This is a genomic window from Paraburkholderia guartelaensis (assembly GCF_004353905.1).
Classification (GTDB): Bacteria; Pseudomonadota; Gammaproteobacteria; order Burkholderiales; family Burkholderiaceae; genus Paraburkholderia; species Paraburkholderia guartelaensis.
Map to the genome: position 1 here is coordinate 276,483 of NZ_SMOD01000003.1, position 13,591 is coordinate 290,073.

A 13,591-nucleotide genomic window follows, 5' to 3' on the forward strand; every position below is an offset into this window, starting at 1 on the left:
ATGGAGAGCATCGCGGATCGATACGGATTACTGAACGGTAATGACCGCGCGACGGTTTGCCTGGTTGGGCACGCCGTCCGCGGTATGGACGAGCGGCTCGCGCTTGCCTCTGCCTGCGACTTCGATCTGCTGCGCGGGTATGCCTGACTTGACCAGAAACGACGCCACGCTTTGCGCCCGACGCATGGAAAGCCGGTCGTTGAACTCCTGGGAGCCCGCCATATCGGTGTGGCCGACCACCGTGAGGTGAGGCGCGGGCCAGCCCGCCAATACCTTTTTCAACTCGGCGACGGTGGCCGCGGACTCGGGCGCAAGCTGCGTGGCGGAGTCGAAGACGAAGTTGATCGTGAACGTTCGGGGCCTGGGCGGCTCAGCGGCCAGCAGGTCGCCGTACTGGGCCTCCACCGCGACCTTGTTGCCGGCGGTTTGCTCGATTGCGCCACCTTTCGAAACATCGGCGCGCGCGTAGGCCTTGTCGATGACTTGCGTCTTGCCGCCGTTATGCACGATCACGTTGCCGACGCTGCCGTCCGGATTGGGCAGCAGCGTGATCTTGTCGGGCGTGCTGCACGCGCAGAGGCACACGCACAGCGTGAGCGCCATGGATCGCGGCAGGCAGTGTGCGCCGTTCGTCGTCTTCAATGATCGGTCTCCGCGCTTCCTCCCACCTCGATGATGAACTCCGTGCCGCGCACGCCGAGCGTGGTGGTGGGCGTGCTGTAGCGCACGGCTTCCGGATTGGCCTTCGCGAGCTTGCCGTCGACCACGGCGAGCGAGCCGCGCTTGATGCTCACGTCGAGCGCGCCGTCGTAGGTGGTGGTGTTGAATGCGAACTTGTTGAGATCGAGAACGGAGTTGGCGCCCTCGGTCAGCAGCGTGTTGTCGCGCAAGGTGATGCCGACGGAAGACGCGGGGCCGGTCAGGACGCGATCACTCGCGAACACCTCACTGCCGACAGCGACGCCGACCGGCTGACTCGCACGCTCGATATGCACCGAGCCTTTGATCGTCTTGACTATGCCAATTGCATCGGCTGCGTGCGCGTCGAAGACTGGCGGGCACCCGCAGGCGAGAAGCAAGGCATATTGGATGGCTTGGCTACGCACTGGCGACACCGTTTGGCGAAACGAACGTGAGGGCTCGCGCCGGGTCTCTCGGGCACCCGGCGAGGATAGTGACTCCGCGCGGCCTGCTCCGTGCGCTAGCGCACATAGTGCAAGCGCACGCAACGTGCGCCAGAATCGCCAAAACACGCAGGGTTCGCATCTGGAGTGTGGCGTGCCCGAGCCTGCCCGGGTTCGCCGACACATTTCATGTTCATGCCGACATCGACCAACGCGAGACCGCAAGGAACACACGCCACAGCGCGGATATGGGCGCTGGCGGCGGCGCAACTCGTTTCGTGGGGGACGCGTTCTCGCTCTTCGTCGTGGCCTGACGCACTCGGCCGATGCCCGCACAAGGGCCTGCGCCTTCAGTGGTCGTGCCTCACCTGCGCCATCACCGGCTGGCTCGCCTTGCGGCTCAGCATCAACGTCACGACCGCGGAAAGCGCGAGCGTCGCGCCAACGACATACAAGCCCGCGGCATAGCTCCCGGTCTGGGTCTTCAGCCACCCGATCACGGCGGGCCCGACGAACCCGCCGAGATTGCCGATCGAATTGATCATGGCGATGCCCGCTGCTGCTCCCGCGCCGGAGAGAAACATGCTGGGCATGGCCCAGAGCGGCGCCTTGGCTGCGCTGATGCCGACATTGACCACCACGAGCGCCAGCACGATCATCAGCGCGGTGCTGGCCTGGCCCGCGAAGATGAAGCCCACGCATGCGAGCACGCAGGGAATCACGACGTGCCAGGTACGCTCTGCCGTGCGGTCGGAGTGGCGCGCCCAGAGAATCATGGCGACGACCGCCACGATGCTCGGAATCGCGTTTAGCAGCCCGGTTTCGAGCGAGCTGAAGCCATATTGCCGGATGATGAGCGGCGCCCACAGGCCCAGCGTGTAAAGGCCGGCCGAGGTGCCGAAGTAGATCAGCGCGAGCGCCAGCACGCGCGGGTCGCGCAGGGCGCTCAGCGCGCCTGCTGTATGGCCCGCGTGCCCTTCGCGCGCCCTCGCTTCGTCGGCGAGCTTTGCCATGAGCCAGTCGCGCTCTTGCGGCTTGAGCCAGCCTGCCTTCGAAGGCGTATCGGTGAGAGCCTTCAGGACCACGAAACCTAGCAGCACGGCAGGAATCGCTTCGATCACGTAAAGCAGCTGCCAGTTGGCGAGCCCGAACAGGGGAGGCAATTGCATGAGCGCGCCTGAAATCGGCGAGCCGAGCGCCGTCGAAATCGGCGCGGCGGCCATGAACCATGCCGCCGCTGCCGCGCGTTGCTTCGTCGGGAACCAGAGGCTCAGGTAGAGGATGATGCCGGGGAAAAAGCCCGCCTCCGCCACGCCGAGCAAAAAGCGCAATACATAGAAACTCGTGGGGCCGGTCACAAAAGCGGACGCCGCCGAGACGATGCCCCACGTGACCATGACGCGCGCAATCCAGATACGCGCGCCCACGCGGTGCAAGATGAGGTTCGAAGGTACTTCGAACAGAAAGTAGCCGATGAAGAAAAGGCCGCCGCCCAGGCCGAACGCCGTGGGTGAAAGGCCAATCGCCTTGTTCATCGTCATTGCCGCGAAGCCCACGTTGACCCGGTCGAGAAAGCTCACGAAATAGAGCAGCATGACGAACGGGATGATGCGCCACATGAGCTTGCGCGTGACAATTGCTTCGGTATCCGAATTCACGTGTCTCCTCCTTGGAGGGTTTGGCGGGGGCGCGCGGGTATTTTTTGTGTCACGCCCCCGTGTCTGCTTTTTTTCTACGGCGCGGTGGCGCTCAGGCAGCGACGGCCGCCTTTTCGACGAGTTCGCACACCGCGGCCGTGACCTGCGCGGTGGTCGCGTTGCCGCCCAGGTCGCCGGTGTGCAAAGCCGGGTTGGCGGTCACGGTCTCGATGGCCTGCATCACATGAGCGGCGGCATCGGTCTCCCCGAGGTGCTCGAGCAGCATCACGACCGACCAGAACGTGCCGATCGGATTGGCGAGCCCCTTGCCCATGATGTCGAAGGCCGAACCGTGGATCGGCTCGAACATCGACGGATAACGCCGCTCGGGGTCGATGTTGCCGGTCGGCGCAATGCCCAGACTGCCCGCAAGCGCGGCGGCGAGGTCGCTGAGAATATCCGCGTGCAGGTTGGTCGCGACGATCGTATCGAGCGAAGCAGGGCGGTTGACCATGCGCGCCGTGGCGGCGTCCACCAGTTCCTTGTCCCACTTCACGTCCGGGAACTCCTTCGAGATCTGCTGCGCGATCTCGTCCCACATCACCATGGCATGCCGTTGCGCATTGCTTTTGGTGATGACCGTGAGCAGCTTGCGGGGGCGCGACTGCGCGAGGCGGAACGCAAAGCGCAGGATGCGCTCGACACCGGCGCGCGTGAGGATCGAGACATCGGTTGCGGCTTCGAGCGGATGACCCTGGTGCACGCGGCCGCCCACACCCGAATACTCGCCTTCGGAGTTCTCGCGCACGATCACCCAGTTGAGGTCTTCGGGCTTGCAGCGCTTCAGAGGCGCATCGATGCCGGGCAGGATGCGCGTCGGGCGCACGTTCGCGTACTGATCGAGGCCCTGGCAGATCTTCAGGCGCAGGCCCCAGAGCGTGATGTGGTCGGGCACGTCGGGGTCGCCTGCTGAGCCGAACAGAATCGCGTCCTTGTTGCGGATGGCGTCGAGCCCGTCGGCCGGCATCATCACGCCATGCTGGCGGTAGTAGTCGGCGCCCCAGTCGAAGTTCTCGAATTCGAACGCGAAGCGCTGCGTGGTTTTCGCAAGCGCTTCCAGCACCTCCTTGCCCGCGGGCACGACTTCTTTGCCGATGCCGTCGCCGGGAATGGTTGCGATGCGATAGGTCTTCATGTCTCGATCCTTTGGAGTGTGGCCAGTGTGGGTTCACTTTACCCAACTCCCGGTTCAAAAACCGGTGCTAGACTCAAAGCATCCTTAACTTTAATTCACAAGTGGCGACCGTGACCGACACCGTTCAACCCGCCGATCTGGGCTTTTTCTCGACGCTCGCCTCCTCGGGTAGCCTGAGCGCAGCCGCGCGTGAGCTGGGCCTTACGCCCGCTGCCGTGAGCAAGCGGCTCGCGCAAATGGAGGAGTGCGCCGGCGTGCCGCTCGTGAACCGCACGACCCGCCGCATGATGCTGACGCCCGAAGGCGAGGTGTACCTGGAGCACGCGCGCCGCATTCTCGACGAGATCGACGAGCTGGGCGAGCTGCTGGGCGGCTCGAAGAAGCACCCCAAGGGGTTGCTGCGCGTGAACGCGACGCTCGGCTTTGGGCGCAGCCACATCGGGCCGGCGCTGTCGCGTTTCGTCGCGCAGTATCCGCAGGTTTCCGTGCAGCTTCAGCTTTCCGTCATGCCGCCGCCGCTCACGGAAGATTCATACGATGTCTGCATCCGCTTTGGCGAGCCGCCCGATACGCGCGTGATCGCACGGCGTCTCGCGGCGAACCGGCGTTTGCTTTGCGCTTCGCCCGCCTATCTCGCGAGCCGGGGCACGCCCGCCACGCCGCACGACCTCGCGAAGCACAACTGCATCAGCATTCGCCAGGGCGACGAAGCGTATGGCGTGTGGCGGCTTTCGCACGAGCGCGGCAGTGCGCGAAAATTGGAAGCCGTCCGGATCAATGGCAACCTCACGACCAACGACGGCGAGATTGCCGTGAAGTGGGCGCTGGACGGGCACGGCATCTTGATGCGCGCGGAATGGGACATCAACGAGTATCTGGCTGACGGGCGGCTCGTGGTCGTGCTGCCCGAGTATGAAACGCCCGGTGCGGACATCTACGCCGTGTATGCGCAGCGGCACCAGCTTTCCACGCGCATTCGGGCGTTCGTCGACTTTCTCGCTGTCGAATTGAGCAAGTCGCAACGATATCCAGTAGCCCGAATCGTTTAGCCTCGCTTCATTTCGCCGCCGCGGCAATCACAGCAGCGAGGCGACGCGCGGCCTCTTTCATTTGCGCGCTGCTAAAGCCGCCAAAGCCGAGGATGAGCCCTGGGCGCGCGGTACCCGCGGCGAACATGGGCGACGCTGCGCGCACCGCGATCCCTTCGTCCGCTGCGAGCTGCACGATCTGGCGATCGTCCAGCCTGGCGGCGAGCCAGAGCACGAGATGCATGCCCTGATCGCCGGGCTCGATCCACGCCAACTCACGGGGTAAAAGCGCTTCGAGCGTTTCGATCAGGCCGAGCCGCTGCTCTGCGTAGACGTTGCGCACCTTGCGGACGTGTCGCTCCAGGTGCCCCTCGGTCATGAAGGCGGCGAGCACGTGTTGATCGGCCGTCGGCGGATGACGGTCCATGAGCACGCGCGCGCCGCAGAACGCATCCACGAGATTGGGCGGCACGACGACATAGCCCAGCCGCAGCGAGGGAAACAGGATCTTGCTGAAGGTGCCGAGATACACCACGCGATCCGGCGCGAGGCCCTGCAGCGCCGGAAACGGATAGCCCTCGTAGCGCAGTTCGCTGTCGTAGTCGTCTTCGACAACCCAGGCATGCGCCGAGCGCGCCCACGCGAGCAACGCCGCGCGCCGCGCCATGCTAAGCGGCATGCCGAGCGGGTACTGATGCGAAGGCGTGACGAACGCCGCGCGCGCCTTCGGCGCCAGGCGAATGCCGGCCTCGACGTCGAGACCTTCGGCGTCCACGGGCACGCGCACCATGGCGTCGCGGTGGGGCAGGCTTTCGAGGATGGCGGTGACGCCGCGGTAAGCCGGGTTCTCGACCCATGCCTGGTCGCGCGGCCCCAGCAGCACCTCGCTTGCGAGAAAGAGCCCCTGCTGGGTGCCGCTCGTCACGATGACCTGATCCGCTTCGCAGCGCACCGAGCGGGACTTGCGCACATAATCGGCAATCGCTTCGCGCAGCGCCAGGGCGCCCTGCGGGTCGGCGTAGCCGGTCGGCGAGGCGGGGCCCCGCGCGCGCAGACGGTTGCCGAGCCGGCGCCAGATGTCGTCGGGGGCGGTCATACCCGTTGGCACCGAAATGGCAAACGGCACCGGAGGAAGTGGCTTGAACTCGCGTCCGATTCTTGCGAATGCCTCGGCGCGTTCCGGCAGTCCGGCTTGCGCTGCCTGCGATGAAGTCACGCGGGGTTCGCGCGCGGGCGGCGGCTCCGCCAGTGCGAGCGCCACGCGGGTACCAGCCCCGGCTTTCGATTCAAGAAAGCCTTCGGCTATCAGCTGTTCGTAGGCCTCGACCACCGTACCGCGCGCCACCTGGAGCGAAGCGGCGAGCGCACGCGTGGAAGGCAGCGCATCGGCGGGCCGCAGATCGCCTTTGCGCACCGCTTCGCGCAGCGCCTCGGCCACCTGGCGGCTGAGATTGCCGGCCTCCCGGTCCAGCGTGCCGAACGATGGCATCTCGGCGGCCTGCGCGGTTCTTGGCATGATTCTGGTTCACTGGGATATGAATAAACTGGATCTATAGAATAAACCACTTTTGCGGCAGACTCGGGTTTGTGGCGGCTTCTGCCGCGCTCACCCATCACCTTACGAGCAGGGACAAACGCATGTACGTACCAGCCCATTTCGCCGAAAACCGCAAAGACGTCCTGCACGACTGCATCGCCCAACATCCGTTCGGCACGTTGGTCACGCAGGGAAAAAGCGGGCTCGACGCCAATCACATTCCCTTTGAACTCGCGGCGGCCGAAGGCGAATTGGGCGTTTTGCGCGCGCACGTCGCGCGGGCCAACCCGGTTTGGCAGGACGTGGCGAACGGCGACGAAGTGCTCGTGATCTTCCGCGCGGGCGACGCGTATATTTCGCCGAACTGGTATCCGAGCAAGCACGAGGCGCACAAGCAGGTGCCGACCTGGAACTACGTCGTGGTCCATGCTCACGGGCGCATCAAGATTCTCGACGACGAGCGCTACGTACGCGGCGTGGTTGGCCGCCTGACGCGCACGCACGAAGCCACGCAGCCCAAGCCCTGGAAGATGGCCGACGCGCCGAAGGACTACACGGATACGCTCGTCAAGGCGATAGTCGGCCTGGAGATCGAGATCACGCGTCTGGTCGGCAAGAGCAAGCTCAGCCAGAACAAGGAAGAGCGCGATATTCGCGGCGCGGGCGAAGCGCTCAAATCGAGCGGCGAGTCTCGCATTGCCGATGCCATGCTTGCCGCTGCCGACGAGAAGGCGCAATAGCGCGCACCCGCGCACGCAAGGGGCACCGTCATGGCAAACGACCCGCCGCTCGCGCCCGGCTTTTCATGCATCGATTCAGCGAGCATGCCATGGGTGCCCTCCCGCTTCGCGCACGGCGTTGAGGTCAAGAACTTCGGCAAGGCGAACGGCCGCGCGATGCAACTGGTCCGTTTTGCTGCAGGCGCAACGTTTCCGGCCCACCGCCATACCGGCCCTGAGTTCATCTATGTGCTCGAAGGCGAGGCCGTGCAAAACGGCCGGCGGCTCACCGCGGGATACGCGGGCGTTGCCGAACAGGGCACGGTCGAAGCAGGATTTCATAGCGACACGGGCTGCCTGTTCCTGCTCGTCTACGAACTGGACCAGGTGTTCGACAAAACCTGATTGCCACGCAAGCTCGCGGGTAAACACGGGTAAACCACATTCCAGGCGTTTGAAGAAAATCTTCACAGGCCTATTCAACTAGTATTTAATAAACCGGCGCGGCAGTGAGCGATCGGTCACGCGCGTCGCCGTGACCTGACCCTGACGGTACGAGGCCGGAACGATGAATCCCCACGAATACGAAATCCACGATGCGCGCTTTCGCATGCTGCTGCAGCCCAACGCGCAGTTCGAGAAGCTCGCGGGCGGCTGCATGTGGGCGGAAGGACCGGTGTGGTTTCCCGCCGGAGACTTTCTTGTCTGGAGCGACATTCCCAACAACCGGATGATGCGCTGGGTGCCCGGCATCGGCACGGGCGTGTTTCGCGCGAACTCGAATTTCAGCAACGGCAACACGCTTGACCGCGAATGCCGGCTCGTGACCTGCGAGCACGGCACGCGCCGCGTCACGCGCACGGAGCACGACGGGCGCATCACCGTCGTTGCCGACCGCTACGAAGGGCATCGGCTGAATTCGCCCAACGACGTGATCGTGCATTCGGACGGCTCGATCTGGTTCACCGACCCCGACTACGGCATTCTCGGCGACTACGAGGGCTATCGCGCGCCGAGCGAGATCGGCGCATGCCATGTGTATCGCGTGGCGCCCGATACGGGCGTGGTGCAGCGCGTGGCCGACGACTTCATGAAGCCCAACGGGCTCGCCTTCTCGCCGGATGAACTGCGGCTCTATGTGGCCGACTCGGGCGCGTCGCATATCGAGAACGGCCCGCATCACATCCGCGTATTCGACGTGGACGCGCAAGGCGGATTGCACAACAGCCGGTTATTTGCGGACGTTTCGCCGGGCGTACCCGACGGCATGCGCGTGGACGAGCACGGCAACGTCTGGACGAGTGCGGGCGACGGTATCCACTGCTATGGGCCCGATGGCACGCTGCTCGGCAAGATTCTCGTGCCGGAGACGGTCGCGAATCTCGTGTTCGGCGGCCCGAATCGCAATCGCCTTTTCATTGCAGCCAGCACGTCGCTCTACTCGCTTTATGTTGGCGTGCGTGGCGCTGCCCACGGAGACCGGCTATGACACTTCTCGACCCCGCCTCGCTTTCGTCCGCGCTCATTCTCCTCGACCGGCGCGATGACGTTGCCATCGCGCGCGGGCAGTTGATGCCTGGCTCGGCACTCTATGGCGACCAAACGGTCGCGGGCATGATTCCGCCTGGCCACAAGGTCGCGTTGCGCGATATCGAGCCGGGCGAACCGGTGCGCCGTTACGGGCAGATCATCGGCTTTGCGAGCCGGCCCATCCGTTGCGGCGAACACGTGCATACGCAGAATCTCTCGATGGGCGATTTCGAGCGCGACTACGCATTCGGCGTGGACGCGCACGACACGCCCGCCGCCGCGCAACCGGCCACGTTTCTCGGCATTCGGCGCGCGGATGGCCGCGTCGCGACGCGCAACTACATAGGCATCCTGACGTCTGTGAACTGCTCGGCCACGGTCGCACGCGCGATTGCCGATCACTTTCGCCGCGACATCCACCCCGAAGCGCTGGAAGCGTTCCCCAACGTGGATGGCGTCGTGGCGCTCACGCACGGCGAAGGCTGCGCGCTCGCGGCCGAGGGCGAGCCGATCACGGTGTTGCGCCGCACGCTCGCGGGTTATGCGCGGCACGCCAACTTCTATGCCGTGCTGATCGTCGGACTCGGCTGCGAGACGAATCAGATCGACGGTCTCGTGGAAGCCGAACAGCTCGAGCGCGGCACGCGCCTCTCGACCATGACGATCCAGCAGACGGGCGGCACCGCGCGCACGGTGGCAGCGGGCATCGAACAGGTGCGTGCGCTTCTGGCCGATGCGAACCGCGTGACGCGCGAGCCTGTCGATGCGCGTCATCTCATGGTGGGCTTGCAGTGCGGCGGCTCGGACGGCTACTCCGGCATTTCCGCGAACCCGGCGCTAGGCGCAGCCGTGGACAGGCTCGTCACGCACGGCGGCACGGCGATCCTCTCCGAAACGCCCGAAATCTACGGCGCCGAGCATCTGCTCACCCGGCGCGCGGTGTCGCGCGAAGTGGGCGAGAAGCTGGTGGCGCGCATCCGCTGGTGGGAAGCATATTGCGCGCGTATGGAAGCCAACATGAACAACAACCCGTCTGCCGGCAACAAGGCAGGCGGGCTCACGACCATTCTCGAAAAATCGCTCGGCGCGGTGGCGAAAGGCGGCACGACGCGGCTCGTCGAAACCTACGAGTATGCGCAGCCCGTGCGCGCGCAGGGGCTCGTGTTCATGGATACGCCCGGCTACGACCCGGTGTCCGCTACTGGACAGGTGGCAGGCGGGGCCAACCTGATCTGCTTCACGACGGGCCGCGGCTCGGCCTATGGCTGCGCGCCTTCGCCGTCGCTCAAGCTCGGCACGAACAGCGCGCTGTGGCGACGCCAGGAAGAAGACATCGACCTGAACTGCGGCCGTATTCTGGACGGCGAGCAAAGCGTGGACGAGGCCGGTGCCGCGATCTTCGAGCTGATGCTCGCGACGGCCTCCGGGCAGCGCACGAAGAGCGAGCTGCACGGTTATGGCCAGAACGAATTCGTACCCTGGCATTTGGGGGCGGTCATGTAGAGCAGGAGCGACTCGGACAGGCGCCGCAACTCGAGGAGGAGACGACGCCACATTCAGAAGGAGTGCTTTCCATGAAGGAAAAATCGCGCTGGCTGGTCATTTTCTTCTGTTTTCTGGCGATTGCGGTCAATTACATCGATCGCGCCAATCTCGCGGTTGCGGCGCCGCACATCATGAAGGACCTCGGCATTGGTCCTGCCGCCATGGGGCTGCTGCTCAGCGGCTTCTTCTGGACTTACGCCGTGATGCAACTGCCGTTTGGCTGGTTCGTCGACCGGGCCGGCGCGCGCATCGCGTTGCCGTTCGCCGTGGGCTGGTGGTCGGTATTCACCGCGGCCACCGCGGTAGCGGGCGGCTTCGCGGCGATGTTCGGTTGCCGGCTCATGCTCGGCGTGGGCGAGGCAGGGGCGTATCCGTCGTGCGCGAAGCTCGTGAGCCAGTGGTTCTCGCGCGATGAACGCGCGCTCGCCACGAGCATCTTCGACAGCGGCTCGCGCGTGGGTTCCGCACTCTCGCTGCCGCTCGTGGCCGCCATCATGGCCGCGTGGGGCTGGAAGGCGTCGTTTGTGATTACCGGTGCGCTCGGGCTCGTGTGGATCCTGGGCTGGATCGTGATGTACCGGGAACCCGAGGCGCGGGCGGCACTCGATCAGCCGCGCGCCCCCGCACCGGCCGCCGCCTCGATACGCTGGAGCGGGTTGTTCCGCTACCGCACCGTGTGGGGCATGATGCTCGGCTTCTTCTGCCTGAACTTCGTCATCTACTTCTTCATTACGTGGTTCCCGAGCTATCTCGTGGAGGCGCGCGGTTTCTCGCTCAAGTCGCTCGGCACGCTCGGCACCTTGCCCGCCATTGCGTCGATACCCGGCGGCTGGCTGGGCGGCTGGCTTTCCGATGCGCTCGTGAAGCGCGGCTGGAGCCTGACTGCTGCACGCAAGACCTGCATTGTCGGCGGCATGCTGCTTTCGTCTGTGATCACGCTGACCGGCGTTGTTCAGGATGTCTATGTAATGCTCGCGCTCTTTGCGGTTGCTTATGGGAGCCTCGCGGCTGCGGCGGCCAGCATCTGGTCGCTGCCCGCCGATGTCGCGCCCACGCCGAGGCACGTCGCTTCGCTGGCGGGCATTCAGAACTTCGCGTCGAATCTCGCAGGCATCGCGCTGACGACGTTTACCGGCGTGATGCTGCAGCTCACGCGCGGCTCGTTCACGATTCCGCTCGTGGTCGCCGGCGGGTTTTGCGTGCTCGGCGCCGTGAGCTATCTTTTGATTGTCGGACGCGTCGAGCCGCTTGAGGCGCCCGAGGCCAGCGGCGTCGACGAACCGGCTTACGCGCCGCGCACGTAAGCGTCGCCGCCTATTACTACGCTGCCACACACAGGGTCACGTACATGTCGAATGCCACTGCTGGGAAAGGTTCAGAAGTCGTTATCGAGGCTCGCGCGCTGCACGCCTTCGTCGTCGCCATCTGGCGCGCGGCCGGCAGCGAGGCGCGCGAGGCGACGCTGGTTGCCGATCACCTCGTCGAAGCGAATCTCGCCGGGCACGACTCGCACGGCGTGGGAATGATTCCGCGCTATATGCTGTCGTGCCGCGAAGGCGAGCTCAAACTGAACACGCACGCGCAGGTCGCGCGCGACGCGGGTGCGGTACTCACGATCGAAGCCGGGCGCGGCTTCGGGCAAGTCACGGCGTTCGAGGCGATGGAGCACGGCATCGAGCGCGCGAAGTCGCTCGGCGTGTGTGCGCTCGGCCTGCGCAATGCCCATCACATTGGACGTATCGGGCACTGGGCGGAGCAATGCGCGCGGCAGGGGCTCGTGTCGTTCCATTTCGTCAACGTCGCGGGCGATCCGCTCGTCGCGCCGTTCGGCGGCATCGACAGGCGCTTCGGCACCAATCCGTTTTGCGCCGCGTTTCCGCTCGAGGGGCGCTCGCCGCTGGTGCTCGACTTCGCCACGAGCGCGATCGCCGCGGGCAAAGTGCGCGTGGCCTACAACAAAGGCGTGGATGTGCCTGCCGATGCGCTGATCGACAGTGACGGTCGCCCCACGCGCGATCCGGGCGCGCTGTTCAGCGACACGCAGCACGGCGCGCTGCGCGCATTCGGCGGCGCGGTGGCGGGCCACAAGGGTTCGGGGCTCGCCGCGATGTGCGAGATTCTGGCGGGCGCGCTCTCGGGCGGCTTCACGACGCGCGAGGAAACCATCGTTTCCACGCACGCGATCGTCAATTGCATGACCTCGGTGATCGTCGATCCGGCGGCGTTCGACGCGCCCTCGCGCGAGCACGAAGCGCTCGCTTTCGTCGAATGGCTGAAGGCCACGCGGCGCGCGGCGGGTGTCGACGAGATTCTGCTGCCCGGCGAGCGCGAGGACGCGACGCGGCGTGCGCGCGAGGCGCAGGGCATTCCCGTGGATGCGACGAGCTGGTCGCAGATCGTCGATGCCGCGCGCATGGCGGGCGTGACTGAGGCGGAAATCCAGGCGTGCGAGCGCAGCTCACGTTAGCCACGTGCCACTCAGTTGTCGCACTTCACCTCGTTCTTGGGCGCGACGATGATCACCGGGTAGGTGCCGCGATCGAGTTCGACGCGCACGACGATAGCGGTGGTGGCAGGGTCGCTATCGTCGTACACGCTGACCTTTTCGTTCTTCAATAGCGTGACGCCGGTGCAGCCGGAGGCGTGGCTGTCGTCGTCGGCGATCTTGCATTGAATGTCGTTGTCCTTGAGGTAGCGGATGCGGTCTCGGTCCGGCGTGGCCAGATAGTCGCGCACGCTTTGCGCCGAGCCTGCAACGCCCGTGACATAACCGATCGCGCAGTCGCGCTTCGAATTCGAATCGCCCGACGACGTCTGGGCAAGGGCGGGAGCGGCGGCCAGCGCGATGGCAACGAAGCCAGCGAGGACCGGCGCGAGGGTGAGGCACTTCATGAGTAATCTTTTGCCGCAAAAGTGGAAGCGGCGATTTTAACGCTTTCGCGTAGCCCGCGTTTTCTCCCTTTCGCGTGAGTTGCCCGGACGCTCGACCCATCTTCCAGGGCTACGGAAGGCTCAGACGCTGAATCCCGCAACTCGCATCATCTGGCGCGACACTGCGCCGCCTGAGCCTTCCGCCTCGAATTGCGCGCGAAGGCTCGCGTCTGCCCTGCGGGTTACGCCACGGTGCATGGCCACAATCAAAGCGAAAAGGGCGACGAGAAACATCGGTGTGGCAAACATCGTATTGCTCCTGGCTTTTGAAACCGGATAACCGGATAGGTGTTCGGCGATGATCATGTGCGATCGCGTCGCACTGTCGTCAGAGATCGCGGTCCC

At 65.2% G+C, this 13,591-nt stretch carries 14 protein-coding genes; 7 read left to right on the plus strand and 7 right to left on the minus strand.

Features of this window, described 5'->3' with window-relative positions; translation table 11 throughout:
- Positions 1-27: 27 nt before the first annotated feature.
- From E1N52_RS05705 to E1N52_RS05720, 4 genes are all read right to left on the minus strand, one after another.
- Positions 28-642, minus strand: a complete 615-nt coding sequence (locus tag E1N52_RS05705; RefSeq protein ID WP_246088967.1) for an OmpA family protein — start codon at positions 640-642, stop codon at positions 28-30.
- Positions 639-1,106, minus strand: a complete 468-nt coding sequence (locus E1N52_RS05710) for a FecR family protein (RefSeq protein ID WP_133180984.1) — start codon at positions 1,104-1,106, stop codon at positions 639-641. Before E1N52_RS05710 ends, E1N52_RS05705 begins: the two co-directional genes overlap by 4 nt.
- Positions 1,107-1,474: 368 nt before the next feature.
- Entirely contained in the window at positions 1,475-2,743 is a 1,269-nt protein-coding gene (locus tag E1N52_RS05715) for an MFS transporter (RefSeq protein ID WP_425468006.1), read from the minus strand.
- A 130-nt stretch (positions 2,744-2,873) separates the two neighbouring features.
- Positions 2,874-3,956, minus strand: coding sequence for a tartrate dehydrogenase (locus E1N52_RS05720; protein WP_133180988.1), 1,083 nt, complete (start codon positions 3,954-3,956; stop codon positions 2,874-2,876).
- A gap of 110 nt (positions 3,957-4,066) precedes the next feature.
- Between E1N52_RS05720 and E1N52_RS05725 the strand changes: the two genes are divergently transcribed.
- Positions 4,067-5,005: a LysR family transcriptional regulator gene (locus E1N52_RS05725; protein ID WP_133180990.1), complete on the plus strand. Its 939-nt coding sequence runs from the start codon at positions 4,067-4,069 to the stop codon at positions 5,003-5,005.
- A 7-nt stretch (positions 5,006-5,012) separates the two neighbouring features.
- Here E1N52_RS05725 and pdxR read toward each other — a convergent pair whose 3' ends face one another.
- Entirely contained in the window at positions 5,013-6,500 is a 1,488-nt protein-coding gene (gene pdxR / locus E1N52_RS05730) for a MocR-like pyridoxine biosynthesis transcription factor PdxR (protein WP_133180992.1), read from the minus strand.
- Between the two features lie 122 nt (positions 6,501-6,622).
- Here pdxR and E1N52_RS05735 point away from each other — a divergent pair, with 122 nt between their 5' ends.
- From E1N52_RS05735 to E1N52_RS05760, 6 genes are all read left to right on the plus strand, one after another.
- Positions 6,623-7,261, plus strand: coding sequence for an FMN-binding negative transcriptional regulator (locus E1N52_RS05735; RefSeq protein WP_133180994.1), 639 nt, complete (start codon positions 6,623-6,625; stop codon positions 7,259-7,261).
- Between the two features lie 30 nt (positions 7,262-7,291).
- A complete protein-coding gene (locus tag E1N52_RS05740) occupies positions 7,292-7,645 on the plus strand; it encodes a cupin domain-containing protein (protein ID WP_133180996.1) in 354 nt (117 codons plus the stop codon).
- A 163-nt stretch (positions 7,646-7,808) separates the two neighbouring features.
- Positions 7,809-8,729: an SMP-30/gluconolactonase/LRE family protein gene (locus E1N52_RS05745; protein ID WP_133180998.1), complete on the plus strand. Its 921-nt coding sequence runs from the start codon at positions 7,809-7,811 to the stop codon at positions 8,727-8,729.
- Positions 8,726-10,273, plus strand: a complete 1,548-nt coding sequence (locus E1N52_RS05750) for a UxaA family hydrolase (RefSeq protein ID WP_133181000.1) — start codon at positions 8,726-8,728, stop codon at positions 10,271-10,273. The genes E1N52_RS05745 and E1N52_RS05750 overlap by 4 nt, the downstream gene beginning before the upstream one ends.
- A 71-nt stretch (positions 10,274-10,344) precedes the next feature.
- On the plus strand, positions 10,345-11,619 hold the full coding sequence (locus E1N52_RS05755) for an MFS transporter (protein WP_133181002.1): 1,275 nt from the start codon (positions 10,345-10,347) through the stop codon (positions 11,617-11,619).
- A 44-nt stretch (positions 11,620-11,663) separates the two neighbouring features.
- Positions 11,664-12,782, plus strand: coding sequence for a malate/lactate/ureidoglycolate dehydrogenase (locus E1N52_RS05760; RefSeq protein WP_133181003.1), 1,119 nt, complete (start codon positions 11,664-11,666; stop codon positions 12,780-12,782).
- A gap of 11 nt (positions 12,783-12,793) precedes the next feature.
- Here E1N52_RS05760 and E1N52_RS05765 read toward each other — a convergent pair whose 3' ends face one another.
- Together E1N52_RS05765 and E1N52_RS05770 are read right to left on the minus strand one after the other, a co-directional pair.
- Positions 12,794-13,207, minus strand: coding sequence for a hypothetical protein (locus E1N52_RS05765; RefSeq protein WP_133181005.1), 414 nt, complete (start codon positions 13,205-13,207; stop codon positions 12,794-12,796).
- Positions 13,208-13,327: 120 nt separating this feature from the next.
- Positions 13,328-13,552 (minus strand): hypothetical protein, encoded by a 225-nt coding sequence (locus tag E1N52_RS05770; RefSeq protein WP_133181007.1) that lies wholly within the window; start codon positions 13,550-13,552, stop codon positions 13,328-13,330.
- Positions 13,553-13,591 lie beyond the last annotated feature (39 nt).